The sequence below is a fragment of the Staphylococcus sp. FSL W8-0774 genome, from assembly GCF_038006785.1.
Lineage (GTDB): Bacteria > Bacillota > Bacilli > Staphylococcales > Staphylococcaceae > Staphylococcus > Staphylococcus pasteuri.
In genome coordinates this window covers 1,103,614-1,128,282 of the sequence record NZ_JBBOVW010000001.1, presented here as the reverse complement: position 1 = coordinate 1,128,282, position 24,669 = coordinate 1,103,614, and the positions used below count along the sequence as shown (strand labels likewise).

Annotated in this window: 21 protein-coding genes, 1 riboswitch and 1 other annotated feature; all 21 genes read right to left on the bottom strand. The window is 30.7% G+C overall.

The genetic code is table 11. From position 1 onward, the window contains the following. Nucleotides 1-31: 31 nt before the first annotated feature. The 21 genes from NSQ15_RS05525 to NSQ15_RS05425 all read right to left on the bottom strand — a co-directional run bounded on the left by NSQ15_RS05525 (nucleotide 32) and on the right by NSQ15_RS05425 (nucleotide 24,443). Complete coding sequence (locus NSQ15_RS05525; RefSeq protein ID WP_340746998.1) at nucleotides 32-859, bottom strand: cytochrome c biogenesis protein; 828 nt, start codon at nucleotides 857-859, stop codon at nucleotides 32-34. 21 nt (nucleotides 860-880) lie between these two features. Next, nucleotides 881-2,227, bottom strand: coding sequence for a glutamyl-tRNA reductase (gene hemA / locus NSQ15_RS05520; protein ID WP_340746997.1), 1,347 nt, complete (start codon nucleotides 2,225-2,227; stop codon nucleotides 881-883). Between the two features lie 190 nt (nucleotides 2,228-2,417). After that, a complete protein-coding gene (gene yihA, locus NSQ15_RS05515) occupies nucleotides 2,418-3,005 on the bottom strand; it encodes a ribosome biogenesis GTP-binding protein YihA/YsxC (RefSeq protein WP_017638197.1) in 588 nt (195 codons plus the stop codon). A 149-nt stretch (nucleotides 3,006-3,154) separates the two neighbouring features. Beyond that, complete coding sequence (gene clpX, locus NSQ15_RS05510) at nucleotides 3,155-4,420, bottom strand: ATP-dependent Clp protease ATP-binding subunit ClpX (RefSeq protein ID WP_340746996.1); 1,266 nt, start codon at nucleotides 4,418-4,420, stop codon at nucleotides 3,155-3,157. A 233-nt stretch (nucleotides 4,421-4,653) separates the two neighbouring features. After that, entirely contained in the window at nucleotides 4,654-5,955 is a 1,302-nt protein-coding gene (gene tig, locus NSQ15_RS05505) for a trigger factor (RefSeq protein ID WP_029055679.1), read from the bottom strand. 175 nt (nucleotides 5,956-6,130) lie between these two features. Further along, nucleotides 6,131-7,048, bottom strand: coding sequence for a hypothetical protein (locus tag NSQ15_RS05500; RefSeq protein ID WP_340746995.1), 918 nt, complete (start codon nucleotides 7,046-7,048; stop codon nucleotides 6,131-6,133). Nucleotides 7,049-7,067: 19 nt separating this feature from the next. Beyond that, nucleotides 7,068-7,676 (bottom strand): NUDIX domain-containing protein, encoded by a 609-nt coding sequence (locus NSQ15_RS05495; protein ID WP_017638200.1) that lies wholly within the window; start codon nucleotides 7,674-7,676, stop codon nucleotides 7,068-7,070. 211 nt (nucleotides 7,677-7,887) lie between these two features. Beyond that, nucleotides 7,888-8,244 carry a 50S ribosomal protein L20 gene (gene rplT, locus NSQ15_RS05490; protein ID WP_017638201.1) on the bottom strand — a complete coding sequence of 119 codons (357 nt, stop codon included), beginning with the start codon at nucleotides 8,242-8,244 and terminating at the stop codon, nucleotides 7,888-7,890. A gap of 55 nt (nucleotides 8,245-8,299) precedes the next feature. Continuing rightward, nucleotides 8,300-8,500, bottom strand: coding sequence for a 50S ribosomal protein L35 (gene rpmI / locus NSQ15_RS05485; RefSeq protein ID WP_002451769.1), 201 nt, complete (start codon nucleotides 8,498-8,500; stop codon nucleotides 8,300-8,302). 29 nt (nucleotides 8,501-8,529) lie between these two features. Continuing rightward, a complete protein-coding gene (gene infC / locus NSQ15_RS05480; protein ID WP_026083528.1) occupies nucleotides 8,530-9,057 on the bottom strand; it encodes a translation initiation factor IF-3 in 528 nt (175 codons plus the stop codon). Nucleotides 9,058-9,083: 26 nt separating this feature from the next. Beyond that, nucleotides 9,084-9,207, bottom strand: a sequence feature (ribosomal protein L20 leader region). 61 nt (nucleotides 9,208-9,268) lie between these two features. After that, complete coding sequence (locus NSQ15_RS05475; protein WP_046466789.1) at nucleotides 9,269-10,765, bottom strand: amino acid permease; 1,497 nt, start codon at nucleotides 10,763-10,765, stop codon at nucleotides 9,269-9,271. 169 nt (nucleotides 10,766-10,934) lie between these two features. Continuing rightward, nucleotides 10,935-11,108, bottom strand: a riboswitch (Lysine riboswitch). A 50-nt stretch (nucleotides 11,109-11,158) separates the two neighbouring features. Beyond that, the gene (gene thrS, locus NSQ15_RS05470) at nucleotides 11,159-13,096 is read right to left on the bottom strand and encodes a threonine--tRNA ligase (RefSeq protein ID WP_340746994.1); all 1,938 of its coding nucleotides are present in this window, start codon (nucleotides 13,094-13,096) and stop codon (nucleotides 11,159-11,161) included. A gap of 363 nt (nucleotides 13,097-13,459) precedes the next feature. After that, nucleotides 13,460-14,380 carry a primosomal protein DnaI gene (dnaI, locus tag NSQ15_RS05465; RefSeq protein ID WP_017638205.1) on the bottom strand — a complete coding sequence of 307 codons (921 nt, stop codon included), beginning with the start codon at nucleotides 14,378-14,380 and terminating at the stop codon, nucleotides 13,460-13,462. After that, nucleotides 14,381-15,763 (bottom strand): replication initiation and membrane attachment family protein, encoded by a 1,383-nt coding sequence (locus NSQ15_RS05460; RefSeq protein ID WP_340746993.1) that lies wholly within the window; start codon nucleotides 15,761-15,763, stop codon nucleotides 14,381-14,383. Continuing rightward, nucleotides 15,764-16,234, bottom strand: a complete 471-nt coding sequence (gene nrdR / locus NSQ15_RS05455; RefSeq protein ID WP_017638207.1) for a transcriptional regulator NrdR — start codon at nucleotides 16,232-16,234, stop codon at nucleotides 15,764-15,766. It lies immediately after the preceding gene. Nucleotides 16,235-16,534: 300 nt separating this feature from the next. Then, the gene (gap, locus tag NSQ15_RS05450) at nucleotides 16,535-17,560 is read right to left on the bottom strand and encodes a type I glyceraldehyde-3-phosphate dehydrogenase (protein WP_017638208.1); all 1,026 of its coding nucleotides are present in this window, start codon (nucleotides 17,558-17,560) and stop codon (nucleotides 16,535-16,537) included. 184 nt (nucleotides 17,561-17,744) lie between these two features. Beyond that, nucleotides 17,745-18,347: a dephospho-CoA kinase gene (gene coaE, locus NSQ15_RS05445; protein ID WP_017638209.1), complete on the bottom strand. Its 603-nt coding sequence runs from the start codon at nucleotides 18,345-18,347 to the stop codon at nucleotides 17,745-17,747. Nucleotides 18,348-18,362: 15 nt separating this feature from the next. Continuing rightward, the gene (mutM, locus tag NSQ15_RS05440; protein WP_340746992.1) at nucleotides 18,363-19,235 is read right to left on the bottom strand and encodes a bifunctional DNA-formamidopyrimidine glycosylase/DNA-(apurinic or apyrimidinic site) lyase; all 873 of its coding nucleotides are present in this window, start codon (nucleotides 19,233-19,235) and stop codon (nucleotides 18,363-18,365) included. A gap of 14 nt (nucleotides 19,236-19,249) precedes the next feature. Then, nucleotides 19,250-21,880 carry a DNA polymerase I gene (gene polA / locus NSQ15_RS05435; protein ID WP_340746991.1) on the bottom strand — a complete coding sequence of 877 codons (2,631 nt, stop codon included), beginning with the start codon at nucleotides 21,878-21,880 and terminating at the stop codon, nucleotides 19,250-19,252. Between the two features lie 158 nt (nucleotides 21,881-22,038). Next, the gene (pnpS, locus tag NSQ15_RS05430; protein WP_124760117.1) at nucleotides 22,039-23,733 is read right to left on the bottom strand and encodes a two-component system histidine kinase PnpS; all 1,695 of its coding nucleotides are present in this window, start codon (nucleotides 23,731-23,733) and stop codon (nucleotides 22,039-22,041) included. Continuing rightward, nucleotides 23,733-24,443, bottom strand: a complete 711-nt coding sequence (locus NSQ15_RS05425; RefSeq protein ID WP_017638213.1) for a response regulator transcription factor — start codon at nucleotides 24,441-24,443, stop codon at nucleotides 23,733-23,735. Before NSQ15_RS05425 ends, pnpS begins: the two co-directional genes overlap by 1 nt. Nucleotides 24,444-24,669 lie beyond the last annotated feature (226 nt).

Below are 24,669 nucleotides of genomic sequence, written 5' to 3'. Positions count from 1 at the left end.
AATCTTATTATATATTTCAATGCTATTAATTTTAACTACTATTAATTATTGAGAAATGAGTAGTAAAAAACAAATTAATCATGCATAAACAGAATAAAATAATATTAAAGTATATAAGATATCTTTGAATGAAAACTTTTCTCACTCTAAATATTAAATAAATACCATACAATATTGTAATGATAGTTGAAAAGATAACTTTAGGATCAATAAAGATTCGTTCTCCTACAGAGAAAACACCCCATTGAGCGCCTAAAATAATACTAATTATGAGTATAATCCAACCTGCTAAAGTTGTAAAAAATACAATAGATTCAAGTGTGGCTACACTTCCGATTCTAAAGTATTTTTGATCAAAATTCTTTTCTTTTAAATTACGATATTGAATGATATAAAGTAAACAATTTACAAATGCTAGTGCAAAAAAGGCATAACTCAATATAGCTAAACCTATATGAACAAGTAATAATTCATTGATTACTGCAATTTGCTGAACTTGGCTATGATATCTGTTAGGTTCAAACGTAATCATTGCCATAAGGATAAAACCAATTAAATTTAAAAAGAAAACAGAAAAATTTAATGTTTTTATTAAATTCAAAATCAGTGATATTGAAATAATAATCCACGTCAACGAGAAAAATACGTCGAATAAAGAACCTAATGGCACATGTTTTGTTTGTATAATAAAAACAGATAAAGAGATTGTTTGTAAAACCCAAACAATCCCTAATGTATACATGCCAAATACTCTAATCTTATGACTTTTACGTACAAAATCTAGAAAATAGCAAACAATGCTTATCAAATATATAATTAATATTATTTCATGAAATCTAATAAACAGGTTTTCTTGCATATCATCACCATATTAATATGCTTATTCAAAACTAAAAATTCGACGAGCCGAAATTTCTTTAGCCTTACTTTCTTTGTGCTGTCTTGCTTGTTCATAAGGATTTTCAGCTACTATGTCAAAAATGCTTTGAAAGAGCTCTAATTTTTCGTTACTTTTCTTATCACTACTTAATTCTTTAGCCTGCTTAATTGGATCTTTTAACATTTGGTTAATAATACTTTTCGTATGTTTAGAAATGATTTTTCTTTCTCTTTCTGATAAATCAGGTAACTTTCTATCAATACTTTCCATAGTCTCAGATTGAATATTCATTGCTTTTTCACGTAATGCTCTAATAACTGGTACCACACCTAACATATTTACCCAGTCATTATGAGTTTCAATTTCACTAGGTATTTGCTCAACAATAGTTTGTGCAGCTAACTGACGTTCTCTTAAGTTCGCATCTACGAGTCCTTTTAAATCATCTACGTCGTAGTTGAAAATATTGTTAATGGCATCAATACCTGGTTCTATGTCTCGTGGAACTGCAATATCAACGAGTAATAAAGAATCTAATTTACGATGATTAGCAATAGATTCAATCATATCGTTGGTAATGATATATGATTCTGAGCTTGTAGAACTGATGACAATATCAACATGTTGTAATAAAGTTGGTAATTCATCTAAAGATTGATAGTTGACTTGATGTTTTTCAGCTAAGATTTTAGCTTTACTCAAAGTTCTATTAACAATAGTTATATCTGTAATTCCTGATCCTAAAAGATTTAAGAGTGATAATTCACTCATTTCCCCTGCACCAATAATGACAGCTTGTTTGTGTTTTAGTTTTCCGAATACCTTTTTAGCTAATTCAACAGCTGCATATGAAACACTAACAGCATTATCTGCAATATCAGTTTCACTATGCGCTTTTTTAGCAAAAGTAATAGCCTGTTTAAATAAATGATTAAAAATTGTTCCTGTTGTACCTGTTTCTTGAGCTAAGAAAAATGCATCTCGCATTTGACCAAGAATTTGTGTTTCACCAAGTACAATAGAATCTAATCCAGAAGTAACTCGCAATAGATGTTCTACTGCTTCGTCCCCCACTTTAACTTCTGACATATCTTTAATATCATCTACTTCAAATCCAAATTTACGTGCTAAAAATCTTTGGACGTAATAACGACCTGTATGGATTTGATCAACAACGGCGTATACTTCAGTACGATTGCATGTAGATAAAATAACATCTTCTAAGATGGATTTAGTTTCATATAAATCTTCATGGGCTAATCGTAAGGCATCATCTCTAAAAGCAACCTGCTCTCTTAGTGCTACATCAGCAGTTCGATGATTAATGCTTATTGCTATAAAATGCATTTATAACGCCCTCCATATACTTACAATAACACAAGTATAACACATTTGAATCTTTTATTAAGTCGATTGCTCAAATAAATTAGAAAGATTCTAATCTACATTCAATTTTTTGTCAAAATTGTTACTAATTTCTTTATACCTCATAAAAATATTGTATATATTGAAATGTTTCTGTGAATATTTAAAGTAATTATAAATAAGACTCGATAAGATCCCAAATTTGTTGTTGTTTATTATTTTTGACAGAAGAATAACTTACAATCGTATCGCCATCTTCTAAATCTAATTTATGTTTAATATTAATTAAATGCTTTTGTACTTTCCCTTTAGGAATTTTATCTTCTTTAGTACATATAATTAGCGTCGGTATATCAAAGTGTTTTAAATAATTATACATGAGCACGTCATCTTCAGTTGGATTATGTCTCAAATCAACAAGTTGGATAACGAGTTGTAATTTTTGACGTGTTGTTAAATATTCTTCAATCATTTTGCCGAATTTTTCACGTTGTACTTTACTTACTTTCGCATATCCGTAACCGGGCACATCTACAAACACAAGCTGGTCATCGATATTAAAGAAATTTAATGTTTGAGTTTTACCAGGTTGTTGTGAAGTTCTTGCCATGTTTTTACGACCTATCATACTATTAATAAATGATGATTTCCCCACATTTGAACGTCCGCTTAATGCAACTTCTGGTACTTCTGTTTCTGGGTACTGTTCTTCTTTGACAGCACTTATAATTAAATCTATATTATTAGGATTAATTTTCATTGGTGATCCTCTCTTTACTTATTTCTCACATTAACACTTTACCATTACTCCTATATTAATGTCATCCTACATTTTCAAATAGAAGTAAATCACTCATTTTCTAAACAAAAAAATAGAGCCACAAACATGTGACTCTATTTAAACGTTATTTATGCTGATGTTTTACTATCATTAATTAGATTACCTTCTGAATCATATAATTCAGGTTCAACTTCATCATTGATTGTTTTTTCGGTAATGACGACTTTAGTAACATCTTCTGATGATGGTACATCGTACATAATATCAATTAGTGCTTCTTCAATTATTGAACGAAGACCACGTGCCCCTGTTTTACGTGCAATAGCTTTTTCACTAATAGCAGATAAAGATTCATCGCTAAATACTAATTCAACGTTATCTAATTCAAGCATTTTAGTATATTGTTTAACTAATGCATTTTTAGGTTGAGTTAATATATTTTTAAGTGCATCTACATCTAGCGTTTCTAAGTTAGCTACAATTGGAACACGACCGATAAATTCTGGAATTAAACCATAAGACTGTAAATCTTCTGGTCTAATTTGTTCTAGTAATGCTTCTTCATCATATTTGTCTGCTTCATTACTAGCAAATCCAATTACTTTTTCACCTAAACGACGTTTAATTACTTCATCGATACCATCAAATGCACCACCAAGGATGAATAAGATATTTGTAGTATCAATTTGAATCAATTCTTGGTTCGGATGCTTACGTCCACCTTGAGGAGGTACACTAGCAGTCGTACCTTCTAAGATTTTTAATAGTGCTTGTTGAACACCTTCACCGGAAACATCTCGTGTAATTGATGTGTTTTCAGATTTTCTTGCAATTTTGTCAATTTCATCAACGTATATAATACCTTTTTCAGCTTTGTCTATATCAAAGTCTGCTGCTTGAATTAAGCGTAATAAGATATTTTCAACGTCGTCACCAACATAGCCAGCTTCAGTTAAACTAGTAGCATCTGCAATTGCAAATGGAACATTTAATGTTTTAGCTAATGTTTGTGCTAATAATGTTTTACCACTACCTGTTGGTCCGATTAATGCGATATTACTTTTTTGTAATTCAACATCATCTTCATTAGGGCCTAGTTGTTGAATACGTTTATAGTGATTATATACAGCTACAGATAAAGCTTTTTTAGCCTTTTCTTGACCGATTACATATTCATTTAAATGGTCCATAATCTCTTTAGGAGTTGGTAATTCTGTTAATTCTTCTGAAGAAGAATTTTGTGCTAATTCTTCTTCAACGATTTCTGAGCATAGTTCAATACACTCATTACAAATATACACGCCACTTCCTGCAACTAATTTCTTAACTTGATCTTGATCTTTACCGCAGAAAGAGCATTTTAAATTTTCTTCATCTTCATTGAATTTGAACATTCTTTTCTACACCCCTATTCCATAAAGACTATACTAGATAGCATTCTATAATGCAACATAATAACATTCAATTTATTTGCTTAAAAAATAGGAAAGAGTGGGACTGAATTCAAACTGTTATAGATTGAACTCATGGCCCCACCCCACAAGATAGATTATCTTATTAAACCTTCCAATTATTAATATAAGAATAATAATATTAAATGTTTGTTGCTGTAGAGGATATCTATAAATTAGTCTTCTTTACTACCTTCAACTAATTTTGCATTATCTTTTAATAAGTCAATTACTTTTTGAATACGAACATCGTTTTTCACGATATCAGTATTACCTAATGTGTTTTTAATATCTTCTACAGAGATATTAAATTGTTCGCTCATTTTTTCTAATTCTTTATCGATATCTTCGTCAGTAACTTCGATATTTTCAGCATCAGCAATTGCAGTTAATGTTAAGTTTGTTTTAACACGTTGTTCTGCATCGTCTTTCATTTGTTCTCTTAATTGAGATTCATTTTGACCTGAAATTTGGAAGTAAGTTTGTAAGTCTAGACCTTGTTGTTGAATTCTTTGGCCAAATTCTTGAACCATACGATCTAATTCTGTATCGATCATTGCTTGAGGAATGTCGATAGTAGCATTTTCAGTTGCTTTGTTAATAGCTTCTTCTTTTTCAGTGTTTTCAGCTTCTGTTGCTTTTTGTTCAGCTAAACGTTTACGTAAATTTTCTTTGTATTCATCAACTGAATTTGCTTCAGAATCTAATTCATTAGCTACTTCATCGTCTAATTCAGGTACTTCTTTATATTTAATTTCATTTACTTTTGTTTTGAACGTAGCTTCTTTGCCAGCTAATTCTTCAGCATGGTATTCTTCTGGGAAAGTGACTACTACATCTTTTTCTTCTCCAGTTTTCATACCTTCTAATTGCTCTTCGAAACCTGGGATAAATGAACCTGAACCAACTTCTAGGTCGTAACCTTCAGCTTGTCCACCTTCAAATTCTTCACCATCAACTGATCCGCTGAAATCAATATTAACAGTGTCGCCATTTTCAACAGCGCCATCTTCTTTAACAACCATTTCAGCCATATGACTTAAACTATGGTTAATTGATTCTTCTAATTCTTCATCAGTTAATTCAGTTTCTTGTTTTTCAATTTCTAAACCTTTGTAGTCACCTAATTTAACTTCTGGTTCAACAGTTACAGTAGCTTCAAAAATGAAATCTTTACCTTTTTCAATTTGAGTTACATTAACTTCAGGTTGAGCAACAGGTTTAATATCTGTTTCATCAATTGCTTCACCATAAGCTTCAGGTAATAAAATGTCTACTGCGTCTTGATATAACGCTTCAACGCCAAAACGTTGTTCGAAAATTGGACGAGGCACTTTACCTTTACGGAATCCAGGTACATTAATTTGTTTAACTACTTTTTTAAATGCTTGATCTAATGCTTTATCTACTTTTTCTGCTGGAACAGTAACTGTTAATAATCCTTCGTTACCTTCCTTTTTTTCCCAAGTTGCTGTCATGTATAAATACCTCCATGAATAACTATTTTATTTTTTCAACTTCCCTATTATAGCATAGGTCAATTACGTACACAAACATTGAAATTGCAACGTTTGTGAAATTATTTACTACTTATTTCAATTAAATTTCACGTTAAATGATTTATTTCTCTTTTGCAAGAAATTAAATTCGAATTCAACTTTCTAATTGTTTTATAAAAGTTAATGCCTCTTCTTTCACCACATTCTTTTCTATACCAATCATTCCTTTAAAATAAACATCATATGCGTTTGTCCATTCATCAATGGTAAATATTTCTTCTATATTAAGAGGATATAATAATATAGAATAATTGTTCATAATGTGGTTCGCCTCGTCTACAATATGTAAAGCACCGTCTTCTAATTGATTAATCACTTCAGGTATAATTCGAGTTTTCATAGTTGTATGTTCAAGACCTTTTAAATCTTTTGGTTTAATTTCTGATGTATAACCGTATTTATCAATTCTTATAGGCTCCTCTGATTGAGCGAATCTTAAATACTCTATCATTAAACTTATAATATTATTTTCAAAGGAATAATTGTTTAATAAATAATTTATCGATTCTTTAAAGTCAAAATGTCCATTATCTATTAATTGAAGTAAGATATGAGTTTGTTCTCTGGTACTTAAGTGATTAAATTCAGTTAAAGATTGTGAAAGTTGTTGTTTATTAGATTGTAACTGAGCTTGTGCATATTCTTTTAAAGGAAATAACTCCATTCTTGTCTTATGATCACGCACTTCATCTATAATTTGATTTATGACTTCAACAGCTTCATAGTATTGTTCTAATCCATTTAAACTTTTAACGTAATAAATCATTAAATCATCATATCTGTTTAAACCTTTTTTTAATAAGATGATTGCTTCTTCTCTCAATTCTAAAAATGCATTCATTTGATATAACATGTTGCATTTTGTCATAGCCAAATTTTCATCTAAATCGAATTGACTTTCATATTGTTCAAATAGATTATACATTTCATCAAAATTTTGCGTTAACTCAGCTTGTTTGATTTCTTTTTTTAATTTTCCCTCTGATAATGGAAACGGAATGATATCTGACATTCATTTTGCACCTCAATTATTATAAATCTTGAAGAATTAATGCACTCCATGTCTCAAAGTCATCATAAGATTCAATTTTTCCTTTTTCAATCCATTTAATTCTTAAAGTGTCTGTTTCTTTAGCTTCTACATCGTTAGAATTCACAGTGATTTTAAAAACAACACCCATGTGAACTTTACCAACGTCGTTATTATCGTCATTTATGAATCCAATATATTCCATATTTTGAGAATCTTCTGTAGATAGACCTACTTCTTCTTCTAATTCTCTTTGAGCGTTGACTCGTAATACTTCATTGATTGAATCTGCTCCGACAACATCATTCATGTGTCCACCTACACCTATAGATGATTGTCCATGTAAACGTTCTTCTCCTCCACCAGATAGGCGTTCATAAACGAGAATTTCGCCATTTTGGTTTTCTAAAAGACAATATGAGATAAGTTGTTTATAGTCTGGGTTTTCTTCCATATCTCCTCTACGTTTAACTTCATAATGACTTAATGAATTAAAAATATTATCGCCTTTTACATCACTTTTCGATAGAAAGCCATTAAACGCATTTGTTTCATTGTCAAAAAGAGTTGTTCTTGGTACTACAATAATTTGCTCATCAAATTTAGACATACTTTTCTCCTTTATACTTACTTTTATGAATTCATTCTATCAAACTTATTTTCAAATCGCGATTTATAACTTTTCATTGTTTTATAAAATTATAGTTAAATATAATATTTGGTCGAAGAAATATAAATAAAAGCTGGGACATCATAAAATGTCTCAGCTTTTATAATTTGATAAAGATTAGAAAGGTTTTCCTATCTTATCAAAGATTAATTTATTTTAAAGCGTCTTTAGCTTTTGATACTAATTCACCGAAAGCTTTGTCGTCTGAAATAGCAATTTCAGATAACATTTTACGGTTAATATCGATGTCAGCTTTTTTCAAGCCGTTCATTAATTTTGAATAGCTCATGTCATGTTTACGAGCTGCTGCATTGATACGTGTAATCCATAATTTACGGAAATCACGTTTACGTTGACGACGGTCACGGAATGCATATTGACCTGATTTCATGACTTGTTGTTTAGCTACTTTATATAATGTATGTTTTGAACCGAAGTAACCTTTAGCTAATTTAATCGTTTTTTTACGACGTGCTCTTGTTACTGTTCCACCTTTTACTCGTGGCATATTAAATTCCTCCTTAGATTCTATCTACGTTATTAATCGATAATCGTTAATTTCATTATTTTTTATAAGATAATAATTGTTTTACGCGTTTCATATCACTTTTAGAAACTAATCTACTTTTACGTAATTGACGTTTCTGTTTAGTGTTTTTGTTTGCGAATAAGTGAGATGTGAAAGCTCTTGAACGTTTTAATTGACCTGAACCAGTTCTTTTAACACGTTTTGCTGCTCCACGGTGAGTTTTCATTTTAGGCATGATTCATTTCCTCCTAGAAATTAATTTAATTATTTTTCATTAATTGGTGCTAACATAAGGAACATTTGACGGCCTTCCATTTTAGGCTTCTGTTCTACAGTAGCAAGGTCTTTACATTCTTCAGCAAATTTTTCTAATTGGCGTTGACCAATTTCTTTATGCGTAATTGCACGACCTCTGAAACGAATTGAAACTTTACATTTATCGCCTTTAGAAAGGAATTTACGTCCATTTTTCAATTTTGTTTGGAAATCGTGTTCCTCAATTGTTGGACTTAAACGAATTTCTTTAACGTTAATTGTTTTTTGTTTCTTCTTCATTTCTTTTTCTTTTTTCTGTTGTTCGAATTTGAATTTACCGTAATCCATAATTCTAGCAACAGGTGGTTTAGCATTTGGTGCTACGATTACTAAATCTAAATCAACACGTTCAGCCATTTCTAAAGCTTCTTGTTTTGATTTGACACCAATTTGTTCACCATCTTGACCTACTAAACGAAGTTCTTTCGCGCGAATTTTCTCATTAATTTGAGTTTGATCTTTTGCTATGGTTGACACCTCCCAGTATTTTACGAAATTGTCCCAAGCAAAAAGAAGAGCGAGTATCACTACCCGCTCTTCTTCACACATTAATTGTGTAACATGATTAACCTGCCAACTGCTTACAGCGTCGCTACAGGTGAGAAGCGGGAGCTTCTACTTGGTTCGTTTCGTATTCAACGTTACTAATCATACCAACTATTAATGTATTCGTCAACTATTTTTTTATTTAATCATGATGTCTTACTTCTTCCATAGACACATCTTGACGTAAATCCACTTTTTCTAATGGAATTTTTTTAGTTTTATATCTTACTTTATGATAAATAAAGAATGCTAAAAATACTGGGATACCCATATAAGTAATGATAAATCTATTGATATCAAAATCACCAGTCTTAATGAAATCAACATCTTGACCTAAAATAACAATAACACATAAGAATCCAGCAAATATTGGACCAAATGGGAATAATTTAGCTTTATATTTCAATTTAGACTTATCATAATTTTGTTTATCAAATGCGCGTCTAAATCTATAATGACTGACTGCAATACCTACCCACGCGATAAAGCCAGTCATACCACTAGCAGCTACAATATAGTCATAAGCATCACCACTTAAATGTTGTAATAAAAAGATAATAATTACAATTATTCCAGTGATTGCTAGAGAAATATAAGGTACACCATTTCTATTAGTTTTTGAGAATGATGCATATGCTAATTTATCTTTACTCATAGAATATAACATTCTTGTAGAAGCGTACATACCTGAGTTACCTGCGGATAATACGGAAGTTAATATAACAGCATTCATAAATGATGCTGCAAATGCTAAGCCTGCATTTTGGAATACTAATGTAAATGGAGACGTTGATACGCTGCTATCTCCTCCCATTAATGCATTGCTATCATAAGGAATTAACATACCTATAATAAATATCGCTAGAATGTAAAATAGTAATATTCTCCAAAACACTTGTTTAATTGCTTTAGGTACAGCTCTTTCTGGATTTTCAGATTCTCCTGCTGTGATTCCTATTAACTCAGTACCTTGGAAAGAGAACCCTGCAACTAAGAATACACCTAAAATTGATAATAAACTACCGCCTAAATTACCACCTAATATTGGGCCTTCGCCTTTTGTAAATGTTTCAAAGCCTACAAATTTACCGCCCATGATTCCGACAATAGTTAATAAACCTATAATGATAAATATGATAACAGTTACAACTTTAATTAATGCAAACCAGTATTCGCTTTCTCCGTATACTCTAACCGATAGTGAATTCAATGCAAAGATAATAACAAGGAATATACAACTCCAAATCCATGCTGGTACACCTTGCATTGGTGACCAATATTGAATCACTTGTGCTGCAATTGTAACGTCTGCAGCTACTGTAATAACCCAGTTAAACCAGTAATTCCAACCTAATGCGAATCCTAATGATGGATCAACAAAACGTGTTGCATATGTACTAAATGAACCAGAAACTGGTAAATATGTTGCCATTTCTCCTAATGATGTCATTAAGAAAAAGACCATGGCACCAATAATGGCGTATGCTAATAGTGCACCTAACGCACCAGCACTATGAATAGCACCACCAGAAGTCATAAATAGTCCAGTACCGATACACCCTCCTATTGCTATCATGGAAAGATGTCGATCTTTTAAACCTCGTTGAACGCCTTCATTCTGATTTTGATTTTTACTCATAGAAGAATCCTTTCCTTGTATTTAGAGGCTTCAATGTTACTTTTTCAAAGCAAAACTAAATGCATGACTTTCGTTAAAATTGTTAGTTTCATTCAATAATTAACTTTATCATTGCAAATAAAAAAGTGACTACATACCTTTAAGATATGCAACCACTTTGCTTTTATCTATATTAGGTAGCACATCACATTAAGTGACAGTACAGTTTCTTTCGACAACTGTCCCAACAAACGTCTATTATGGTTAACGTTTGTTTCGGCAATATTACCTTTGACTTGTTCAACATTCGTTCCATACAACTTCTGACAAGCTACTATTTAATATTGCAACCTCTAACTCAACTTTTATTTTAACTACCTTGTAATATACATGAACTGACTGTTAATTTCAAGTTTATCTATGTTTTTTCAAACGAATTTCATCAACTAAATTCCAAATGAATTCATCTTTTTCTAAAGTTTCTTGATCTTGTGAACCATATTGACGCACATTTACTTCTTTATTTTCTACTTCTTTATCTCCCACTACTATTTGGTAAGGGATTTTTTGCATTTGTGCTTCACGAATTTTATATCCCATTTTTTCATTACGGTCATCGATTTCTACACGTACACCTTGAGATTTTAATTCGTCTTGAATTAATCTAGCATAGTCATAATGTAAATCAACATTTACTGGAATGATTTCTACTTGTTTAGGTGCTAACCATGTTGGGAACGCCCCTTTTGTTTCTTCTGTTAAGAATGCTACAAATCTTTCCATTGTAGATACAACACCACGGTGAATAACCACTGGTCTATGTTGTTCTCCATCTTGGCCAATATAAGTTAATTCAAAGCGTTCTGGCAATAAGAAGTCTAATTGTGCAGTTGATAAAGTTTCTTCTTTACCCATAGCTGTTTTAACTTGAACGTCTAATTTAGGACCATAGAATGCCGCTTCGCCAATTGCTTCTTCATAAGTAAGTCCTAACTCATCAGAAGCTTCTTTAATCATTTTTTCAGCTTTTACCCACATTTCGTCATCATCGAAATATTTTTCTTTATCTTCTGGATCACGATAACTTAATCTGAAAGTATAATCTTCAAATCCAAAATCTTTGTATACATCTTGAATTAAATTAACAACACGTTTAAATTCTTCTTTAATTTGGTCAGGTCTTACGAAAATATGAGCGTCATTTAATGTCATACCTCTTACACGTTGTAATCCAGATACTGCACCACTAGCTTCATATCTATGCATAGTACCTAATTCAGCAATACGAATTGGTAATTCACGATAAGAATGTGGTTTGTTATTATAAACCATCATATGGTGTGGGCAGTTCATAGGACGTAGTACCATTTCTTCTGTCTCATCTAATTTCATTGTTGGGAACATATCCTCTTGATAATGATCCCAGTGACCTGATGTTTTATATAAATCTACGTTAGCGATAACTGGTGTATAAACATGGTCATAGCCCATACTTACTTCTTTATCAACGATATATCTCTCGATTTCACGGCGAATTGTAGCACCATTTGGTAACCATAATGGAAAACCCGCACCTACAAGTTGATTATTTGCGAATAAGTCTAATTCTTTACCAATTTTACGGTGATCACGTTCGCGACGTTCTTCTAACATTTGAAGATGTGCTTTTAGATCTTTTTTATCGAAAAATGCTGTACCGTAGATACGTTGTAACATTTTATTGTTACTATCGCCACGCCAATATGCACCAGCTGTAGAAAGTAATTTGAATTCTTTAATTTTTGAAGTAGAAGGTACATGTACACCTCTACATAAATCAGTAAACTCGCCTTGAGAATATAATGTTACATTTTCATCCTCTGGAATCGCATCAATTAATTCTAACTTGTATGGATCGTCTTTGAAGAAATCTTTAGCTTCATCTCTTGATACAACTTTACGTTCTATTTTATGATTTTCATCCACTATTTGTTTCATTGTTTTTTCAATTTTTTCAAAATCGTCAGATGAGATTTTTTCTTCAGTATCAAAATCATAGTATAATCCACCTTCAATAACTGGACCTACGCCAAATTTAACGTCACCATATAATCTTTTTAAAGCTTGTGCCATTAAATGAGCAGTTGAATGACGTAAAACTTCTAAAGCTTCTTCGCTACCTGGTGTTACAATTTCAATCTCACCATCTGTTTCTAATGGACGTGTTAAATCTACCATTTGCCCATTAAATTTTCCTGCTACTGCTTTTTTACGTAATCCAGGACTTATTGATTGCGCTATATCTTCTGTAGTAGTGCCTTTATCAAATGCTTTTGAATTGCCATCTGGGAATTGAATATTAATTTGATCCATACTATAACCTCCTAAAATATGAAAATCATATCGTTGACTTATTGAATAAATATCAAGTTGTAACGAATGTGAGAAAATAAAAAAATCCCGCCCCTAATACAGGGACGAGATCGTCGTGGTACCACCCTAGTTGAACGTCAAAATATAACCAAAAGATTACATTCAACGTCTTCTCTACATAAGATAACGGTCTTGAGCCGAGCATTCATTACAAATGCCATACATTAAAGTAGTAATAATTTAATATATTAACCATATTCTCATCAAGTAATGGCTTTCTGTGTAATAGTGATTAAATTATCTTATCTTCAACAGTTTCAACGATTTAGATTTAAGTCCATTATACAATATTATTTAAAAATATCAATTGTTTCTAAAGTTTTCTCCCTTTAAGAAATATGGTGTTGATAATGTTTTAATTCTTTCAATAATTCTAGCAGCCTTAGTTTTTTCAGCGCCTTCACGTGTCATTGATAAATGATGCTCTAATTCTTCATAACTTAAGTTTGAAGTGAAAAATGTAGGTAATTCATGAACCATTCTATAATGTAACAATGGTCCTATCACTTCATCTCTAACCCATGGCGTAACTTCTTCTGCTCCGATATCGTCTAACATTAAAATATTAGCTTCACGTATTCTTTGTAATTTTCTTTCATAACTACCATCTTTGAAACCACCTTTTAATGTTCTAATATATTCTGGCAGATAGACAATAGTAGATGGTACTTTTTTAGCCTTAAGTTGGTTAGCTATAGCACCTAGAATAAATGATTTTCCAGTACCAAAAGGACCATATAAATATAAACCTTTAACATCTTCGTTATTAATCAATTTTTTACAAATATCATTAACTTGCATTGCTAAGTCTAATCGATTACGTCCAGTCGTATAAATGTCTTTTATTTTAGCGTTTAATGTATCACGTTGCATATGATGTGATGTAATTAATTGAGAATTAAGACGTTCTTCATCATATTTAATTTTACAAGGACAAGGTAAATAACGAATTTTTATACGTTCATTTTCTACATATAATTCTGGTACATGACCTTTAACAAAATTTGGGCATTCGTTATAACTATGACCGTCATAATGTTTTTGTTGATCTTTATATTCTTGTAAAACATTTAAATCCTCATCAATAATAGCATTTGTTATCTCTGATTGATGTTCATTTAAAAATGTCTTAACGTCAGGATCATTAACTACTTGTTGACGTATTTTTGCAATTCTTTTTCCGAAATCTTTATTTGACCCAACAATTTGCTTAAAACTTTCCATCTAATCCTCCTCCCAATCTTTATTTAATTGTTCTAGAAATGCTTGTCGATCTTTTTCAAATTGATCATCAGTTTCATCTTTTGAATGTTCTGCAGCATTTGGATTGTCTCTTTCTTCTAACCATTTAGGTGTTTTTTCTCTAGAGACTAATTTACTTTTTCTATTATATCCTTGATAGGAATTAGATTTTGATTCATATGTTGGTTTAGGTTGGTTTACCTTCAAGGCATATTCATAAGCCTGTTTGGCTGTAGTAATCCCTTTTTTCTTCCAATTAGAAGCAATCTCAAAAATATACGATTTAGGTAATTTCATATCTTCTTTAAGCATTACGAATTGTAGCAAGATATTAATCACACCAAAATTCATTTTCTCTCTATGAATTAATTCTTCAATCATATTTTTTTGTGACAAAGTTGGTTCAGATTCTGACCAAGAAGCTAACATATCAATAGGACTTGTTTGTTCTAATAAATCTAACCAAGCATCTGTATCATTTTCAGGATCTTTATCTTCTTTATTTTGTGTTGCCGTATTGTTTTGTTTAATATTCTGATTTAGTTCTAATTTAGGTAATTGATTATCATGTTCTATTAAATAATATGAACGAGCTTGTTTACGCATTTCTTCAAATGATAATTGTTGTGCACTAGTAATCGAATTTAAAATAATATGTTTCATTGCATCTACTGTTAATCCATAAAGTTTTGCAAGTTGCATGATTAAAGCTTTAGCATCTTTAGTCACTATTTCACTTGAAATAAAATGATTATGCAACATGGATTTTAACATTTCAAAATCAAATGATTCATTCGATAAATCGATACCAGCATATTCTCCTGATTGAGGTATATTTTGAGTATCGACATCTATTATTTTATTAGGAACATGAAATACATCTGTAAATTTTCTTGTCGTTTGTTGATAATTCGATAAATCTTTATTTTCTTGTTCAAAATGCTTTTTTAAAATTTGATATCTTTTTTTATCAACCTCACTGTAAAGAAATACTGATAACATAGGATCATTAAAAAATTGATATGCAGAAGGAGGTTGGACAAGTTGATAAACAAAATGAGTTTGTTGTTCTTCATGCTTAACAAATGATTTCATTAATCCGATCGCTTCTAGTAAATCCATTTGATTTCTAAATTCTAATAAATTTTCTTTTAATTCGTTCATAATTACATAGTGAGTTAAAGCTTGTTCATTATCATTGGAAAATTGGTGCATAAAATGATATAAACCAATGGCTTGTTGTCCAATTAACGGTGTGAAAAGACGATTAAGTATCTCTAGATGTTGTGAATTTAAATGGAAATTTTGTATAACTTCAAAACTGTCTTGTGGTCTTAATCCAAATTCAAAGGATTGTAATCCCATTTATAAATCACTCCGTTTATTATCATTCAAAATCCCTTGCATTGAAGCTAATAATTGATCTATATCTTTAAATTCTTTATATACTGAAGCAAATCGAACATATGATACTTGATCAACATGCATAAGTAAATTCATAACATGTTCCCCTATTTCTCTTGATGATATTTCTGTGTGACCTTCATCTCTAAGTTGCCATTCAACTTTATTAGTTATATCTTCAAGTTGTTGATATCTTACAGGGCGTTTTTCACATGATCTAACCAAACCGTTTAATATTTTTTCCCTTAAAAATTGTTCTCTTGTTCCGTCTTTTTTTACTACAATTAAAGGACTTACCTCTATATGTTCAAATGTTGTGAATCTTGTACCACAATTTTCGCATTCTCTTCTTCGACGAATTGCATTTGCGTCGTCTGCGTGACGAGAATCGACTACTCTAGAATGCGTTGAATTACATTTTGGGCATTTCATAATTGTCACCCTTTTCTATTTTAATTATTCTCAATTATACTATAAAATCATACGTTAAAAAAAGAAAGCGCATTTGAGATAAATGGTTCAAAATGTGTAACCTATTTTTAAAAAGTGGCTATATTAACTTAAAAATGAAAACAAATATACTTAAATTTCTCTTCATTTAACAATTTGTCTAATGAAAATAGAAACATCTAAATTATTATTCTAAAGCTTTCTATAAAAAATTAAAACTGCCAACCTAATCCTTATGTTTGGATTTGATTGACAGCTTCAATATATTTATTTTTACCAATTTTAAACTGCTTCTACTGCACTTTGTGAATCAATTAATTTACCAATTTGTTCAGCTACTTCAACAACTCTATTTGAGTAACCCCATTCATTATCATACCAAGCAATTACTTTAACTTTATTATCTCCCATAACCATTGTTGATTGTGCATCAATAACAGCAGAGTTTGGATTAGTATTGAAATCTACTGAAACAAGTGGTTCAGTTTCTACATCTAACACACCATCTAGATTAGCATTTTTGAAAGCTTGATTTACTTCATCAACAGTAACATTTTTTTCTAAATCTACAACTAAATCCACAAGTGATACGTTTTTAGTTGGTACTCTTAAAGCCATACCATGTAATTTACCTTCAACTTCAGGTAGCACTTCTTTTAATGCTTTTGCTGCACCAGTTGAAGTCGGAATGATACTTTCATTACATGAACGCGCTCTGCGTAAATCTTTATGTGGGTTATCAATATTTTTTTGATCATTCGTAATAGCGTGAACTGTAGTCATTAGACCATTTACTATACCAAATTCATCATTTAAAACTTTGGCAACTGGTCCGATACAATTTGTTGTACAAGATGCATTACTAAAGATGTCAAATTCATTTACGTCTAATTTATCGTCGTTGACACCTTTAACTATCATTTGTACATGTCCACCTTTAGAAGGTCCAGTTAATAATACTTTTTTAGCACCTGCATTAATGTGTGCGATTGCTTTATCACCATGATTAAATTTACCAGTCGCTTCGATGACAACATCTATATCTAAGTCTTTCCATGGTAAATTTTCAGGATTTCTATCTGAAACTAATTTAATGTCTTGGTCCTTATATCTAATACCATCCTCAATAGCTTCTACTTTTTCATTATATTTACCATGTGTTGTATCATAATTGATAAGATGTGCAATTGTTTCAGGTGGGTAACTAGCATTAATTGCCTTTACATTTAAGTTATCATTTTGTAAAGCAATTCTTAACACCATTCTACCAATTCTACCCATTCCATTAATTGCAATATTTGTCGCCATTTAAAGCACCCCTTGATCATTTATTTATATGTTATACTTTATGGCATTAGTATAACATAATAACATCATTTTGAAAGCGTTTACTTAAACTTTACAAAATATTTTTATAATCATATGTAATAAGCAAACATTATCAAAATAAAAACTCAATGCCCTTAAAAGACATTGAGTTTAAAATGATAATTTACTTTTCTATGAAACCTTGTTCGCTAAGTAATTTCTCTAGATTTTGCTTTAATTCTAATTTATCTCCTAAATTATCAATGACATGGTCAGCCATTCTACTTTTTTTATCTATAGAAATTTGACTATAAACACGTGCTTTTGCTTCTTCTTGGGTTAAGTCATTTCGCTCCATTAAACGATCAATTTGAATACTTTCAGAAGTATAAACAAGCCATACTTCGTCTACAGTATCTTGTAATTCATTTTCAAATAGAAGCGGGATATCCATTATGACATTATGGCCTTCTTCAATATATTGTTGTTTTTTTTCATCCATAATTTCTCTAACAATCGGATGTACAATTTCATTTAGCACTAATCGTTGATCAGGATTATTAAAGACTAAGTCTCCCATATACTTCCTATCCATTTCACCATTTTCATCGATAGCTTCTTCTCCGAATGTTTCTCTTACCTTTTCTAAACCTGTTGTACCTTTAGCAACTGCTTCTCTTGCAGCTGTATCTGCATCAATCACTTTAAATCCAAATGCAGTTAATAATTCAGATACAGTAGATTTGCCTGATGCAATACCACCAGTAAGTCCTATTACTTTTGACATATTTTCACGCTTCCTTTATTTCTGACAAGTCGGGCAATAGTGACTATTTCTTGATGCAATGACTTCAGTTTCGATTGGATGCCCACATACCTTGCAATATTTTTGTTTGTATACATTAAGATGTAGCTGCATTTCACCTGTTTTTCCATCAGCATGTCGATAATCCGAAATGCTGGTACCACCGTATTTTATACCCTCATTTAGTACTGAACGAACATGATAAAATACCATTTCTTTTTCTTGGTCAGTTAAACTTTGAGTTAGTCGATGTGGTTTTATACCTGCTCTAAATAAAGCCTCACAAGCATAAATATTTCCACAACCAGAAATGACTTTATGATCTAGAATAACCTGTTTAATCGGTTTTTTAATATAACTTTTTTTATTTGTACAATCTAAAAAATGTTGTAATGCATCATCATCAAATGGTTCTGGAGCTATTTTTAAAAATGATGGATAGAACTCAAAACTGCTAACATTTCTTATCTCTCCAAAACGTCTTATATCTGAATAAACTAATTTTTTGCCATTGTTTAGTTCAAATATCACTTGCCAATGTTTTCGATAATTAGGTGCAGTAATTTGTTCTAAATCATCTACAATGAAGAATCCACCAGCCATACCTAAATGACTAATTAAAATACGATTCTCATCATTTTGTTGAATATAAAAGACGATGTATTTACTTCTTCTGTCGATTTTTATAATTTTATATCCTTCAGTTAAACGTTTAAAACTATCAAGTTCGATTCCCTTGATTATGGTTTCTCTACCATTCTTTTTTCCATTAATAACACTTTCTGAGAATTTTACTTTATCAATAATTGTATTAATGGCGTATGGTTCAATACCTCGTTTAACATGTTCTACCTCAGGTAATTCTGGCATATTAATACCTTCCTTTATTTTGCGTCATACCAAGTTTCACCATAACTAGAATCTACCTTTAAAGGCACATCTAAATCAAGTGCTGATTCCATAGTATCTTCAACAAATTGACTAAATGAATCTACTTCTTCTTTTGGTACTTCAAATATCAATTCATCGTGTACTTGCAATAATAATTTTGCGTGATAATTGGTTGACTGTACTTCTTCATCAAATTTAACCATTGCAAGTTTAATAATATCAGCAGCACTACCTTGGATTGGCGTATTCATAGCAGTTCTTTCCGCAAAACTTCTTAAATTGAAGTTACGGCTTGTAATATCTGGAATATATCTACGGCGATGTAATAGTGTTTCTACATAGCCTTGTGCTTTAGCATCTTTAACAATATCTGACATATATTGTTTCACACCAGGAAAACTATCTAAATAATCATCGATAAAGATTTTTGCTTTTTTACGAGTTATACCTAAACTTTGACTCAATCCGTAATCACTAATACCATAAACGATTCCGAAATTAACAGCTTTTGCTTGTCTTCTCATCAGACTGTCTACTTCGTCCGCTTCTACATCAAACACTTTCATAGCAGTCGCTGTATGAATATCATGTCCATTTATAAATGCTTCTTTCATACTTTCATCTTGAGTAATATGAGCTAGTACTCTTAATTCAATTTGTGAATAGTCGGCAGATAAAATAACACTATCAGATGACGTAGGTTTGAATGCTTTTCTAATTTTTCTACCTTCTTCTAGACGGACTGGTATATTTTGTAAATTAGGATCAATACTAGATAATCTTCCAGTTTGAGCTAATGTTTGATTAAAACGTGTATGAATACGTTTGTCATCACTGATTACTTTTTGTAACCCTTCAACATAAGTCGATTGTAACTTAGATAACTGGCGATAATCTAAAATATAATCGATTATTGGATGTTGCCCTTGTAATTGTTCTAAAACATCAACTGCAGTTGAATAGCCTGTTTTAGTTTTTTTAATTACTGGTAATTGAAGTGTCTCGAATAATACTACACCTAACTGTTTTGGTGAATTGATATTAAACTCTTCTCCAGCAGCTTCATGTATGTTTTTAATTAGTATATCTAATTTTTCTTGAATTTCTTTTTCCATTTGTTGTAAATCTTTTGCATCAGTATAAATACCTATTTCTTCCATTTGGCTTAAAATACGGGCTAAAGGTAATTCTATATCTGCTAAAAGAGATACTTGGTTGTATTCTTTTAACTGACTTTCCATTTCAGTTTTAGAGGCAAAAATAGCTTCTATAATCGATGCCACATGCTTATTAAGAATAGCATTGTCAGGAACATGATGCTTTTTACCTTTACCATAAATCGTTATATTATCTTGAACATAATGTTGACCGTAATGTGTAACTACTGAGTTCACATCGTCAATTGTTCTAGATGGATCTATAATATAACTCGCTAGCATTACGTCAAATTCAATATTTTGTATGTCAATGTTTAATCTATGAGCAACAAAATAAGTTTTCTTAGCATCGTATACTATTTTCTTTGTATTAGGATTTTCCAACCATTGTACTAAATTTTTATATTGTGAAATTTCATTTGCATCAATAACAACATGTAAATCTCCAGTATGGAAACCAAACTTAAGGATATTATCTCTTAAGTAGTTACTATTTTCTAATTCAAAATGAATGATTGCTTCTTCTAAATTTGAAAAATCAACATGTTCAAAATTTGGTTCAATATCAAATTCCTTATCTTTCTGTTCCTCAGTAGCCTCTACATCTCCAATATCTGCAAGTAGTTGCTTAAATTCTAGCTTTTTAAAGAGCTCAATTTTATCTGATTCATCTACTTCAGAATCCATTTTAGTATCTGCTAATTTAACTTCAATTGGACTTTCAATATTAATTGTAGCTAAATCTTTACTCATTAAAGCGTCTTCTTTACTATTTTCGAGCTTTTCTTTTAATTTTTTACCTGATACATCATCTAAATGATCGTATACACCTTCTACAGTATTAAATTGATTAAGTAGCTTAATCGCTGTCTTTTCACCAACACCTGCCACGCCTGGCATATTATCAGATGTATCACCCATTAAACCTTTCATATCAATAATTTGGTTAGGTGTTAAACCATTATATTTTTCTGCAATAAACTCTGGAGTATAATGATCAACATCTGTAACACCTTTTTTTGTATAGTAAATAGTTACATGATCAGTAGCAAGTTGAGTTAAATCTCGATCGCCGGTAATAATTATCGTTTCAAAGCCAGCTTCATCAGCTTCGCGGCTCAATGTTCCTATAATATCATCGGCTTCATAATTTTCTAACTCATATCTTTTAATATGGTAAGCGTCCAATAATTGACGGATGTATGGGAATTGCTCACTTAGTTCTGGTGGCGTTTTTTGTCTTCCACCTTTATATTCACTATATTTAGAATGTCTGAAAGTTGTCTTTCCTGCGTCAAACGCCACTAAAAAGTGATTGGGTTGTTCTTCTTTTAGAATTTTCTCTAGTAACATTGCAAAGCCATATACTGCATTTGTATGTATGCCTGCCTTATTTGAAAGTAATGGCAAAGCATAGAATGCTCTAAAACTTAAACTATTACCATCAATTAATACTAATTTATTCACTATCTAAACCTCCAGCACATATTTAAATATATTTTATCATAAACAAGGTACTGTCAATAAATATTAAGTACCGTTATTCAGTTTCTGCTATTTCTACATATTAAAAAACATCCTAATATGAGCGTTAACCCACATTAGGATGTTTCATTATAATTGATTTAATCTTCATCAATAAAAGATACTTTAAATGTAGACCCTTTATTTAATTGACTATCAACACTAATTCTACCATTATGTGCTTCGACAATGTGTTTAGTTATAGATAAACCTAAACCAGTGCCTCCAGAATCTCTACTTCGAGCTTTATCTACTCTATAAAATCTTTCGAAAATATGCTTTTGTTCTTCCTGAGTAATTCCTATACCAAAATCTTGAATTTGTAAATTTACTTTCTTACCTTGACGATATACCTTTACAATTACTTCACTATCATTTGTTGAATAGTTAATTGCATTAGATAATAAATTAGTTATAACTTGAGCTATTTTATCTTCATTCGCTTTAAAAATAACATCATTTTCTATTTCTGGTATGATGTCGATATTTTTACTTTGTGCTTGATTTTGTAAATGTTCAATTGTTGTATAAGCTAGTTCAGAAAGATTTAAATAACTGGTTGCGATATCTGTTTGTTGCTCAATATGCGATAAGTCTAGTAAATCCATCACAAGTGACTCAATTCTATTTGATTCTTTTAAAATGATATTTAGGAACATATTTAATGATTCTTCATCATTTTTAGCGCCTTCTATTAGCGTTTCTGCAAACCCTTTAATTGAAGTGATAGGCGTTTTAAGTTCATGTGACACATTAGCAACAAATTCACGACGCAAATTCTCCAATTTTTGGATATTAGTAATATCATGTAATACAACTACCATACCTTGAAGTTTCTTTTTAGATTTTGAGAGTATCGGTACACAAGAAACATCAAAATACTTTGTATGTACGTTATTGATATCTACTTCAATTTGTTCATAAATAACTTTCTCTGTTCTAAAACTTTCTAGTATTAATTTCTCAATTGGATCGTTAATAAAACCAATATAACTTTTATTTTCAACACTTTGTTCAGGACTAAACACTTCATAATAAGCTGAATTAGCTACAACTATATCTCCATGTTTATCTATCATAAGTACAGAACTAGGAATGTTTTCTAAAGTTGTTTTCAGTCTATTAGATTGTATTTTTTGTCTGTTATTCAATTTTTGTAAACGTCTTGCGAGTTCATTTGTTGTAACAAATAATGCTTTTGTTTCTTTAACGTTACTTTCTGGTACACGTACATGATAATGGCCATCAGCTAAAAGAGAAGTTGCATAGGTTACTTCATTAATAGGTCTTATATATGTACGATGAATACTTCTACTTGCTAGATATTCAGTGATTAATACTATAATCCCTACAATTGATAAGTACTTCCACATTTCTTTTTGTAAATCTATTATTTCATCATTAATACCACTTATGTATACAGTTTTATCTCCAATTTGACTTTTAAATGTATATTTTAACCCTAGTTTTGTATTTTTATGAATTAAATTGGAAGGATTTGCTTCGTTATCTATCCGTCCATCTAATGAACTATTTTTATCAGTTGTAAAAATAGTTTTTTCATTTTTCTTAATGACAATTAAATTTTCTTGATTGTTTGCAATATTTTTAATTTCATTCTGTTTATCACTATTATACATACTAATATAGTTGCGTGATTCTTTTTCAAGTTCTTTAGTCTGACTTTGAGTTAATGTTTGATAAATCATGTTGTGGACAATAGCACCCAAACCTATAAAGCTAATGATTGTGATAGTACTAATTAAAAGTAATATGCGATGATAAAACTTTAACATTATCTTTTAGGACGCTCCAATTTATATCCTAATCCTCGTACAGTTTTAATTAATTTAGGTTGTTTAGGGTTTTCTTCTAATTTGTCTCTTAAATGACTAATATGAACATCAACGATACGTGAATCGCCAGCAAACTCATAATTCCACACAGAATTTAACATATGCTCTCTAGTGATTACTCGTCCTTGTCGTTCAATCAGATAAAGTAATAACTCAAATTCTTTAGGCGTTAATTCTAATAATTCATCATCTTTATAAACTTCAAAAAATTCTGGTCTAATTCGAATAGAGTCGATAATGATATCTTCCTCATCGCCTTCACTCTGTTCTATTTCATTTACAAATTGAGAGCGTCTTAAAATAGCCTTCACTCTTGCCACTACCTCTCTTGGTGAGAAAGGTTTAGTCATATAATCATCAGCACCAAGTTCTAAACCTAACACTCTATCAAATTCATCATCTTTAGCTGTTAGCATAAGAATAGGTACTAAATTTTTATCAGATCTAATCGTTTTACAAACCTCAATACCATCTTTTTTAGGTAACATAACATCTAATACAATTAAATCCGGTTGAGATGATTCAACTTTTTGTAATGCTTCTTCACCGTCATAGGCTACTTCTACTATGTATCCGGCTGTTTCTAAATTATATTTGAGTAAAGTAACGATTGATTGTTCATCGTCAACGACTAATACTTTTTGTGACATGGTGTGCCTCCCCGTTTAAATTACATGTTTATTATAACTGATGTTTAAATAGAAATAATATACCTATACATCAAATTTACATAAACTTAACAATTAAATTAATACAAAGCTTTTATTAAGCTAATATATGAAAAATATTGTCTTTTCATTAATTAAGCTATCATTTTTTTATAAGAAATGATATTAAAAACTAATAATTTACAAAATCTTAATAAAAAGACGAATT

Bases quoted from the DNA above. Each gene is read 5' to 3' on its own strand.
- thrS (WP_340746994.1), bottom strand. From the start codon at position 13,096: ATGGATCAAATTAATATTCAATTCCCAGATGGCAATTCAAAAGCATTT.
- rplT (WP_017638201.1), bottom strand. From the start codon at position 8,244: ATGCCACGAGTAAAAGGTGGAACAGTAACAAGAGCACGTCGTAAAAAA.
- tig (WP_029055679.1), bottom strand. From the start codon at position 5,955: ATGACAGCAACTTGGGAAAAAAAGGAAGGTAACGAAGGATTATTAACA.
- NSQ15_RS05425 (WP_017638213.1), bottom strand. From the start codon at position 24,443: ATGTCACAAAAAGTATTAGTCGTTGACGATGAACAATCAATCGTTACT.
- coaE (WP_017638209.1), bottom strand. From the start codon at position 18,347: ATGTCAAAAGTAATAGGACTTACTGGTGGTATTGCATCAGGCAAATCT.
- yihA (WP_017638197.1), bottom strand. From the start codon at position 3,005: ATGAAAATTAATCCTAATAATATAGATTTAATTATAAGTGCTGTCAAA.
- gap (WP_017638208.1), bottom strand. From the start codon at position 17,560: ATGGCGACAAATATTGCAATTAATGGAATGGGTAGAATTGGTAGAATG.
- pnpS (WP_124760117.1), bottom strand. From the start codon at position 23,733: ATGTTAAAGTTTTATCATCGCATATTACTTTTAATTAGTACTATCACA.
- NSQ15_RS05525 (WP_340746998.1), bottom strand. From the start codon at position 859: ATGCAAGAAAACCTGTTTATTAGATTTCATGAAATAATATTAATTATA.
- rpmI (WP_002451769.1), bottom strand. From the start codon at position 8,500: ATGCCTAAAATGAAAACTCACCGTGGAGCAGCAAAACGTGTTAAAAGA.
- NSQ15_RS05460 (WP_340746993.1), bottom strand. From the start codon at position 15,763: ATGGGATTACAATCCTTTGAATTTGGATTAAGACCACAAGACAGTTTT.
- nrdR (WP_017638207.1), bottom strand. From the start codon at position 16,234: ATGAAATGCCCAAAATGTAATTCAACGCATTCTAGAGTAGTCGATTCT.
- clpX (WP_340746996.1), bottom strand. From the start codon at position 4,420: ATGTTCAAATTCAATGAAGATGAAGAAAATTTAAAATGCTCTTTCTGC.
- NSQ15_RS05475 (WP_046466789.1), bottom strand. From the start codon at position 10,765: ATGAGTAAAAATCAAAATCAGAATGAAGGCGTTCAACGAGGTTTAAAA.
- NSQ15_RS05495 (WP_017638200.1), bottom strand. From the start codon at position 7,676: ATGTCTAAATTTGATGAGCAAATTATTGTAGTACCAAGAACAACTCTT.
- mutM (WP_340746992.1), bottom strand. From the start codon at position 19,235: ATGCCAGAATTACCTGAGGTAGAACATGTTAAACGAGGTATTGAACCA.
- dnaI (WP_017638205.1), bottom strand. From the start codon at position 14,380: ATGGAAAGTTTTAAGCAAATTGTTGGGTCAAATAAAGATTTCGGAAAA.
- hemA (WP_340746997.1), bottom strand. From the start codon at position 2,227: ATGCATTTTATAGCAATAAGCATTAATCATCGAACTGCTGATGTAGCA.
- NSQ15_RS05500 (WP_340746995.1), bottom strand. From the start codon at position 7,048: ATGTCAGATATCATTCCGTTTCCATTATCAGAGGGAAAATTAAAAAAA.